The sequence below is a fragment of the Mesorhizobium sp. M1D.F.Ca.ET.231.01.1.1 genome (assembly GCF_003999155.2).
Taxonomy (GTDB): domain Bacteria; phylum Pseudomonadota; class Alphaproteobacteria; order Rhizobiales; family Rhizobiaceae; genus Mesorhizobium.
This window is the reverse complement of the sequence record NZ_RZOZ02000103.1, coordinates 1-374: the sequence shown is the minus strand read 5'-3', so window position 1 is coordinate 374 and position 374 is coordinate 1. Positions and strand designations below refer to the sequence as shown.

The 374-nt window shown below is 58.6% G+C and carries 1 protein-coding gene; it reads right to left on the bottom strand.

Going from position 1 to position 374, the window contains the following annotated elements:
- A partial coding sequence (locus tag EN874_RS32485) for a 5-carboxymethyl-2-hydroxymuconate Delta-isomerase (protein ID WP_135884723.1) occupies window positions 1–362 on the bottom strand: 362 nt, incomplete at its 3' end.
- Window positions 363–374: the final 12 nt, after the last annotated feature.

Genomic DNA, 374 nt, shown 5'->3' with positions numbered 1-374 from the left:
CAGGTGCCGGCCTCGCTGAACTCGTTCAGTTCCAGCGACAAAGCGAGCCCACTCTGTTCGAATGCATCGGCAAAGTGCTCCTTGATGAGCATGAATATCGCGTGGCCGGTAGCTTTTTTCACGACTTCAGAGCGTCCGGTGGCGATCTTCAGGTTCGCGTGCAGGAAGGCGGCGTCGGCGCGTCCATCGGCAATGCAATAGTGTTCGCAGCGCAACGCGCGCACACGAATGCCGCCGAGCGGATAAACAGCCTGCCCGTTCTCGCGCTGTCCGGCAAGACATTGAGCGAGCGTCTTGCACAGGCGGCCAATACTTTCATTGTCAGCGAGATTGGCGCTGTACTCGAGTGTCAGATGCGGCACGATAAGTTCTCC